This is a genomic window from Rugamonas sp. (assembly GCF_025354735.1).
In the GTDB taxonomy this organism is placed as follows: Bacteria; Pseudomonadota; Gammaproteobacteria; order Burkholderiales; family Burkholderiaceae_D; genus Rugamonas.
The window spans coordinates 20,158-27,398 of sequence record NZ_JANXMI010000213.1 but is presented as its reverse complement, the minus strand read 5'-3'; the positions used below and the strand labels follow the sequence as shown (position 1 = coordinate 27,398).

At 65.3% G+C, this 7,241-nt stretch carries 7 protein-coding genes; all 7 read left to right on the top strand.

What is annotated here, in order from left to right:
* The coding region (locus tag Q0S71_RS17030; protein WP_295998286.1) for an FtsW/RodA/SpoVE family cell cycle protein at positions 1-192 on the top strand (192 nt) is incomplete at its 5' end.
* Positions 189-1,256: an undecaprenyldiphospho-muramoylpentapeptide beta-N-acetylglucosaminyltransferase gene (gene murG / locus Q0S71_RS17025; protein WP_295998283.1), complete on the top strand. Its 1,068-nt coding sequence runs from the start codon at positions 189-191 to the stop codon at positions 1,254-1,256. The genes Q0S71_RS17030 and murG, both read left to right, overlap by 4 nt.
* Before the next feature lie 9 nt (positions 1,257-1,265).
* Positions 1,266-2,669, top strand: coding sequence for a UDP-N-acetylmuramate--L-alanine ligase (gene murC / locus Q0S71_RS17020; RefSeq protein ID WP_295998278.1), 1,404 nt, complete (start codon positions 1,266-1,268; stop codon positions 2,667-2,669).
* 3 nt (positions 2,670-2,672) lie between these two features.
* Positions 2,673-3,674, top strand: a complete 1,002-nt coding sequence (locus Q0S71_RS17015) for a D-alanine--D-alanine ligase (protein ID WP_295998274.1) — start codon at positions 2,673-2,675, stop codon at positions 3,672-3,674.
* 5 nt (positions 3,675-3,679) lie between these two features.
* On the top strand, positions 3,680-4,522 hold the full coding sequence (locus Q0S71_RS17010) for a cell division protein FtsQ/DivIB (RefSeq protein ID WP_295998271.1): 843 nt from the start codon (positions 3,680-3,682) through the stop codon (positions 4,520-4,522).
* Between the two features lie 9 nt (positions 4,523-4,531).
* Positions 4,532-5,764 (top strand): cell division protein FtsA, encoded by a 1,233-nt coding sequence (ftsA, locus tag Q0S71_RS17005; RefSeq protein ID WP_295998268.1) that lies wholly within the window; start codon positions 4,532-4,534, stop codon positions 5,762-5,764.
* 167 nt (positions 5,765-5,931) lie between these two features.
* On the top strand, positions 5,932-7,149 hold the full coding sequence (gene ftsZ, locus Q0S71_RS17000; protein ID WP_295998264.1) for a cell division protein FtsZ: 1,218 nt from the start codon (positions 5,932-5,934) through the stop codon (positions 7,147-7,149).
* Positions 7,150-7,241: the final 92 nt, after the last annotated feature.

Below are 7,241 nucleotides of genomic sequence, written 5' to 3'. Positions count from 1 at the left end.
ATCGGCATCTGGATCGGCGTGCAGACCTTTATTAATATGGGCGTGAACCTTGGCCTGCTGCCGACCAAGGGTCTAACCTTGCCGCTGATGAGCTATGGCGGCACGGGCGTGGTAATCAACTGCATCGGCCTCGCGATCCTGCTCCGGATCGACTACGAGAACCGGGTCCTGATGCGCGGTGGCAGACTATGAAACGATTGATGATTATGGCGGCCGGCACCGGCGGCCACATTTTCCCCGGCCTGGCGATCGCGCAGACGATGCGCGCGCGCGGCTGGGAAGTGAGCTGGCTGGGCACGGCCGCCGGCATGGAACAGGAGCTGGTGCCGAAGCAGGGCATCGCGATGGACAGCATCGACTTCACCGGCATGCGCGGCAAGGGCTTGAAGCACACCATCAACGGCGCCTTCAAGATGCTGGGCGCGTTCGCGGCCTGCTTCGGTTTCATCGGCGCCCGCAAGCCCGATGTGGTGATGGGCATGGGCGGCTACGTCACCGTGCCGGGCGGCCTGATGGCGCGCCTGCGCGGCGTGCCGCTGGTGCTGGTCAACGCCGACGCGGCGCTGCTGCTGTCGAATAAAACGCTGGCGCCGGTGGCGCAGCGGGTCTGTTTCGGCTTCCCGGCCAACTTCGGCCGCGTCGCCGGCAAGGCCGTCGTCACCGGCAATCCGGTGCGCCAGGAGATTTTGCGGATCAACGATCCGGTGCTGCGCTTCGGCGGCCGCGAGGGCCCGCTGCGCATCCTGGTGGTCGGCGGCAGCCTCGGTGCGAAAGCGCTCAACGACAATCTGCCGGCCGCGCTGGCGCTGATTCCGCAAGAGCTGCGCCCGCAGGTGACCCACCAGTCGGGCAAGAAGAATATCGACGCCTTGCGCGCTTCCTATGCGCAGGCCGGCGTGCGGGCCACGGTGGTCGACTTCATCGACGACATGGCGCGCGCCTACACCGAGGCCGATCTGGTAATCTGCCGCGCCGGCGCCATCACGCTGTCCGAACTGACCGCCGCCGGCGTGGCCAGTGTGCTGGTGCCGCTGGTCGCCTCGACCACCAGCCATCAGCGCGACAACGCGCAATGGATGGCCAAACAAAACGCGTCCATCCACATGCCGCAAACCGAAATGAACGCCCGCTCGCTGGCGACGCTGCTCGAAACGCTGACCCGTGGCGCCTGCCAGACGATGGCCGTCGCCGCGCGCGCGGCCGGCAAGCGCGATGCCAACGACGCGATCGCACAAGTACTGGAACAACTCACATGAAGTTAAGCCATGAAGCATAAAGTCAAAAACATCCACTTCGTCGGCATCGGCGGCAGCGGCATGAGCGGCATCGCCGAAGTGATGCTCACGCTCGGCTACAACGTCACCGGTTCCGACCTGGGCAGCAATGCCGTCACGCAGCGCCTGGTGAGTTTGGGCGCCAAGGTCGCGCAGGGCCACGCCGCCGAAAACATCTGCCAGGCCGACGCCGTCGTCACCTCGACCGCCGTGCAGCAGGACAATCCCGAAGTGGTCGCCGCGCGCGCGAAAAAAATCCCGGTGGTGCCGCGCGCCGTCATGCTGGGCGAGTTGATGCGCCTGAAGCGCGGCATCGCCATCGCCGGCACGCACGGCAAGACCACCACCACCAGCCTGGTGGCGTCGGTGCTGGCGCAGGGCGGTCTCGATCCCACCTTCGTCATCGGCGGCCGCCTGACCAGCGCCGGCGCCAACGCGAAATTGGGCACCGGCGACTACCTGGTGGCCGAAGCCGATGAATCGGACGCCTCCTTTTTGAACCTGGCGCCGATGATCGAAGTCATCACCAATATCGACGCCGACCACATGGAAACCTACGAGCACGATTTTGAAAAGCTCAAGCAGGCCTTCGTCCACTTCACGCACCGCCTGCCGTTCTACGGCCGCGCCATGCTGTGCATCGACGACCCGCATGTGCGCTCCATCATCCCGCAGGTGACCAAGCCGGTGACGACCTACGGCTTCCACGAGGACGCCGAAGTGCGCGCCGTGAACGCGCGCGCCGTCGGCGTCGAAATGCACTTCACGGTGATCCAGGACGGCTATCCCGACCTGGACGTGGTGCTGAACCAGCCCGGCATGCACAACGTGCAGAACGCCTGTTCGGCGGTCGCCATCGCGCGCGAAATCGGCATCGAGGACCATCACACGCAGGCCGGCCTGGCCGGTTTCGCGGGCGTGGGCCGCCGCTTCACGCGCTACGGCGACGTGACGATTCCCGATGGCGGCACGGGTTCCGGAACATTCGCCCTGGTCGACGATTTCGGCCACCATCCGGTCGAAACCGAGGTGACGCTGGCCGCCGCGCGCGCCGCGTTCCCGGGCCGCCGCCTGGTGCTGGCGTTCCAGCCGCACCGCTACTCGCGCACCCGCGACCTGTTCGAGGATTTCGTCAAGGTGCTGGGCACCGCCGACGTGCTGCTGCTGGCCGAAGTCTACGCCGCCGGCGAAGCGCCCATCGTCGCCGCCGACGGCCGCGCGCTGGCCCATGCGCTGCGCGCGCGCGGCAAGACCGAACCGATTTTCGTGGAAGCCATCGGCGACATGCCGGAGACGATCATGAGTGTGGTGCGCGACGGCGACGTCGTCATCACCATGGGCGCGGGCTCGATCAGCGGCGTCCCCGCAAAACTGACCACCTATATCAAGGCCTGAATCGTGAGCACACTTAATACCTTATCCGCGGCCGACGCGCAGGCCTTCGGCAAAGTCGGCGTGCTGCTGGGCGGCCGCTCTGCCGAGCGCGAAGTGTCGCTGATGTCCGGCACCGGCGTGCTGGCGGCCCTGAAAAGCCAGGGCATCAATGCCCACGCCTTCGACACCGGCGAGCGCACGCTGGCCGAACTGGCGGCCGAACAATTCGACCGCGTCTTCATCGCGCTGCACGGCCGCTTCGGCGAAGACGGCAGCCTGCAGGGCGCGCTGGAACAGCTGGGCATACCCTACACCGGCAGCGGCGTGATGGCCTGCGCCGTCGGCATGGACAAGATCTACACCAAGATCGTCTGGCTGATGCACGGCCTGCCGACGCCGAAATACGCGGTCGTCGACGCCAACTCGAACCTGGACCTGGTGGCGGCCGACCTGGGCCTGCCGCTGATCGTCAAGCCGCCGCATGAAGGCTCGACCATCGGCATCACCAAGGTCAACGCCGCCGCCGAATTCCAGGCCGCCTACGACATCGCCGCCGCGCTGGACGATTCGGTGCTGGCCGAGGAATTCGTCACCGGCCGCGAATTCACGGTCGCCATCCTGGGCCACGGCGCCGGCGCGCGCGCGCTGCCTATCGTGGAGATCGTCGCGCCGCAGGGCAATTACGACTACCAGAACAAATACTTCAGCGACGACACCCAGTATTTCTGCCCGGCCGTGCTGGACCCGGCCACGGCCGAAGAAATGCAGCGCATCGCCGTCGAAGCCTATCGCACCCTTGGTTGCGAAGGGTGGGGACGGGTCGACGTGCTGCTGCGCGAGCGCGACAACCGGCCCTTCCTGCTGGAGGTGAACACCTCGCCCGGCATGACGGGCCACTCGCTGGTGCCGATGGCGGCGCGCGCGCTGGGCATCAGCTATGAGGCGCTGTGCGTGGAGATTCTGCGTTCGGCGCGCTTGAAAATGTCGGGTCCATCGGTCGCTGCGGCGGCCAAGGCCCAGGGGTAAGCGCGATGTGGCACGACGCAAAAGCCTTGAACGCCAGCGCCGGCGGCATTTTCGCCGTGACGCTGCTGGCGTGCATGGCGGCCGGCGTCTGGTGGCTGGCGCAGCGGCCGATGTTCAATCTGCGCGTGATCCGCGTCGAGAGCATGGCGGCGAAGGAAGAATTGAGGCATGTGAACCGGCTGACCTTGCGCAACTCGGGCCTGAGCCGCATCAACGGCAATTTCTTCACGACGAACCTGGATGCGGTGCGGCAGTCGTTCGAATCGGTGCCGTGGGTGCGGCGCGCCGCGGTGCGGCGCGAATGGCCGGACCAGCTGATCGTGGCGCTGGAGGAGCATGAGGCGCTCGGCACCTGGGGCGAGGATGGGCGGCTGCTGTCGACCAAGGGCGATGTCTTCACTGCCAACCTGGCCGAGGCGGAGGAGGATCACGAGCTGCCGCAATTCGACGGGCCGGAGGGCAGCGAGAAGGATGTGCTGTCGCGCTATGCGGAATTGAGCGGCTGGTTCGCGCCGCTGAAACTGGCGCCGCAGGCGCTGTCGCTGTCGAGCCGTTATGCGTGGACCGTGAAGCTGAACAACGGCATGAGCGTGGCGCTGGGGCGCGAGCAGACCGCCACCACGCTCAAGGAAAGGGTGGACCGGCTGATGGGGATTTATCCGCAGCTGGAGGCCAATGTGCCGAACATCGAGACCATCGATATGCGTTACCAGAACGGGCTGACCTTGAGCGCGGCGGGATTGAAGATTCCGGCCGAGGGCGCGAAAGCCAAGGTGCAGCCGGCAGTGATGAAGCAAGCGAAACAGACGACGAATTTAAAGACCACTAGCATCAAGCACATACAGTAGGCGAGAGAAATGACTAAAGACGCGAAAAACCTGATCGTCGGCCTCGACATCGGCACCTCGAAAGTGGTGGCGGTGGTGGCCGAGGTGATGTCCGACGGACGCCACGAGGTGATCGGGCTGGGTCAGCACGAATCGAAGGGCTTGAAGAAGGGCGTGGTCGTCAACATCGAGGCCACCGTCGAATCGATACAGCGCGCGCTGGAAGAAGCGGAGCTGATGGCCGACTGCAAAATCCGCAACGTCTACGCCGGCATCGCGGGCAGCCATATCCGCAGCTTCAATTCGAGCGGCATGGTCGCCATCAAGGACAAGGAAGTGACGGCGACCGACGTGGCGCGCGTGATCGAAACGGCCAAGGCGGTCAACATTCCGACCGACCAGCAGCTGCTGCACACGGTGCCGCAGGAATTCATCGTCGACAGCCAGGAAGACGTGCGCGAGCCGATCGGCATGAGCGGCATCCGCCTGGAAGTGAAGGTCCACATCGTCACCGGCGCCGTGTCGGCGGTGCAGAACATCGTCAAGTGCGTGCGCCGCTGCGGCCTCGAAGTGTCCGACCTGATCTTGCAGCCGATGGCGTCGGCCGACGCGGTGCTCACGCCGGACGAAAAAGAACTGGGCGTGGTCCTGATCGACATCGGCGGCGGCACCACCGACGTCGCCGTGTTCTCGGACGGCGCGATCCGCCACACCGCCGTCATTCCCATCGCCGGCGACCAGATCACCAACGACATCGCGATGGCGCTGCGCACGCCGACCTCGGAAGCGGAGGAAATCAAGATCCGCTACGGTGTCGCCAAGCAGGTGCTGGCCGATCCGGGCGAGTCGCTGGAAGTGCCGGGCCTGGGCGACCGTGGCCCGCGCAACCTGTCGCGCCAGGCGCTGGCCGCCGTGATCGAGCCGCGCGTCGAAGAACTGTTCGCGATGGTGCACCAGGTGGTGCGCGAATCGGGTTACGAGGGCGTGCTGTCGTCGGGCATCGTGCTGACCGGCGGCACCGCGATCATGCCGGGCATGGTCGAAATGGCGGAGGATATCTTCCTCAAGCCGGCGCGTCTGGGCACGCCGGATTACCGCGGCCAGCTGGCCGACGTGGTGCGCAGCCCGCGCTACGCGACCGTGCTTGGCCTGCTGCTGGAGGCGAAGAAGCAGTATCTGCGCGGGCATATCGTGACCCGCCAGGACGGCTCGGTCAAGGCGGTGTTCCAGCGCATGAAGGAATGGTTTTTAGGTAATTTTTAAGCAGCTTGCAGGTAAATCAGTGGTGGCGGTGGCAGCACAGGGCATGACATTTTTGTACGGCGAAACAAACTAAACTATTTATAACATTAACCGCAGTTTTCAATCTCCAGTTCTCCTACCGATATGAGGACTGGCGCTTGAAAACCGCATTCTGATAGGAGCACATCATGGAGTTTGATATGGTCGATAACGCATCTTTGGGTACCGTCATCAAGGTCGTCGGCGTCGGCGGAGCAGGTGGCAATGCAGTTCAACACATGATTAACAAGGGCATGTCCGGCGTCGAATTCATCGCCGCCAACACGGACGCCCAGGCTCTGTCGACCTCCAAGGCCGACAACGTCATCCAGATCGGCGAGACCGGCCTGGGCGCCGGCATGAAGCCTGAAGTCGGCCGCAAGCTGGCCGAGGAATCGCGCCAGCGCATCGAGGATTCGCTGCGCGGCGCGCACATGGTCTTCATCGCCGCCGGCATGGGCGGCGGCACCGGCACCGGCGCCGCGCCCATCGTCGCGGAAATCGCCAAGTCGCTCGGTGCGCTGACCGTGGCCGTGGTCTCCAAGCCGTTCTCGCACGAAGGCCAGAAGTGCATGGACATCGCCGACGAAGGCCTCGAAGCGCTGTCGGAACACGTCGATTCGCTGATCGTGATCCTCAACGAAAAGCTGGAAGAAATCTACGAGGACGAATCGCTGATCGAGTGGCTGCAACACGCCGACGATGTGCTCAACAACGCCGTCGCCGGCATCGCCGAAATCATCAACGTGCCCGGTCATATCAACGTCGACTTCAACGACGTCAAGACCATCATGGGCGAGCAGGGCAAGGCCATGATGGGCACCGCCACCGCGTCCGGCGTGGACCGCGCCCGCATCGCGGCCGAACAGGCCGTGGCCTCGCCGCTGCTCGACGGCGTCGACCTGTCCGGCGCGCGCGGCGTGCTGGTGAACGTCACCGCCAGCCGTGGCCTGAAGGGCAAGGAGATCAAGGAAGTCATGGCCGCCGTGCGCGCCTTCGCCGCGCCGGACGCGTCGATCGCCCAGGGTATCGCCTACGACGATTCGATGGGCGACGCGATCCGCGTCACCGTCGTCGCCACCGGCCTGGGCAAGACCAAGAAGCACGTGCAGCTGGTGCCGCAGCAGATGCTGCGCACCGGTACCCACAACGGCCCGCTGATGCCGTCGGCCTCGATGGGCGGCGCCACCGCGTCGGTGACGATGGGCGTAAGCCATGGCCAGGGCGGTTCGACGCCGGCCTTCGACGGCATGAAGGCGCCGGCCGTGTGGCGCCGCGAAACGGCTTCCGAGCAGGTGCGCGCGATGGAAAAAAATGGCATGGAAACCTACGACATTCCAGCCTTCCTGCGCAAGCAGGCGGACTAAGTCCACGGTCGATGGCGCGCCGGCCTCACGCCGGCGCGCCGTTGTCGCCGGCCTTTTCTGCACGATCAAATCGCTTCAGGCATACTGCACGT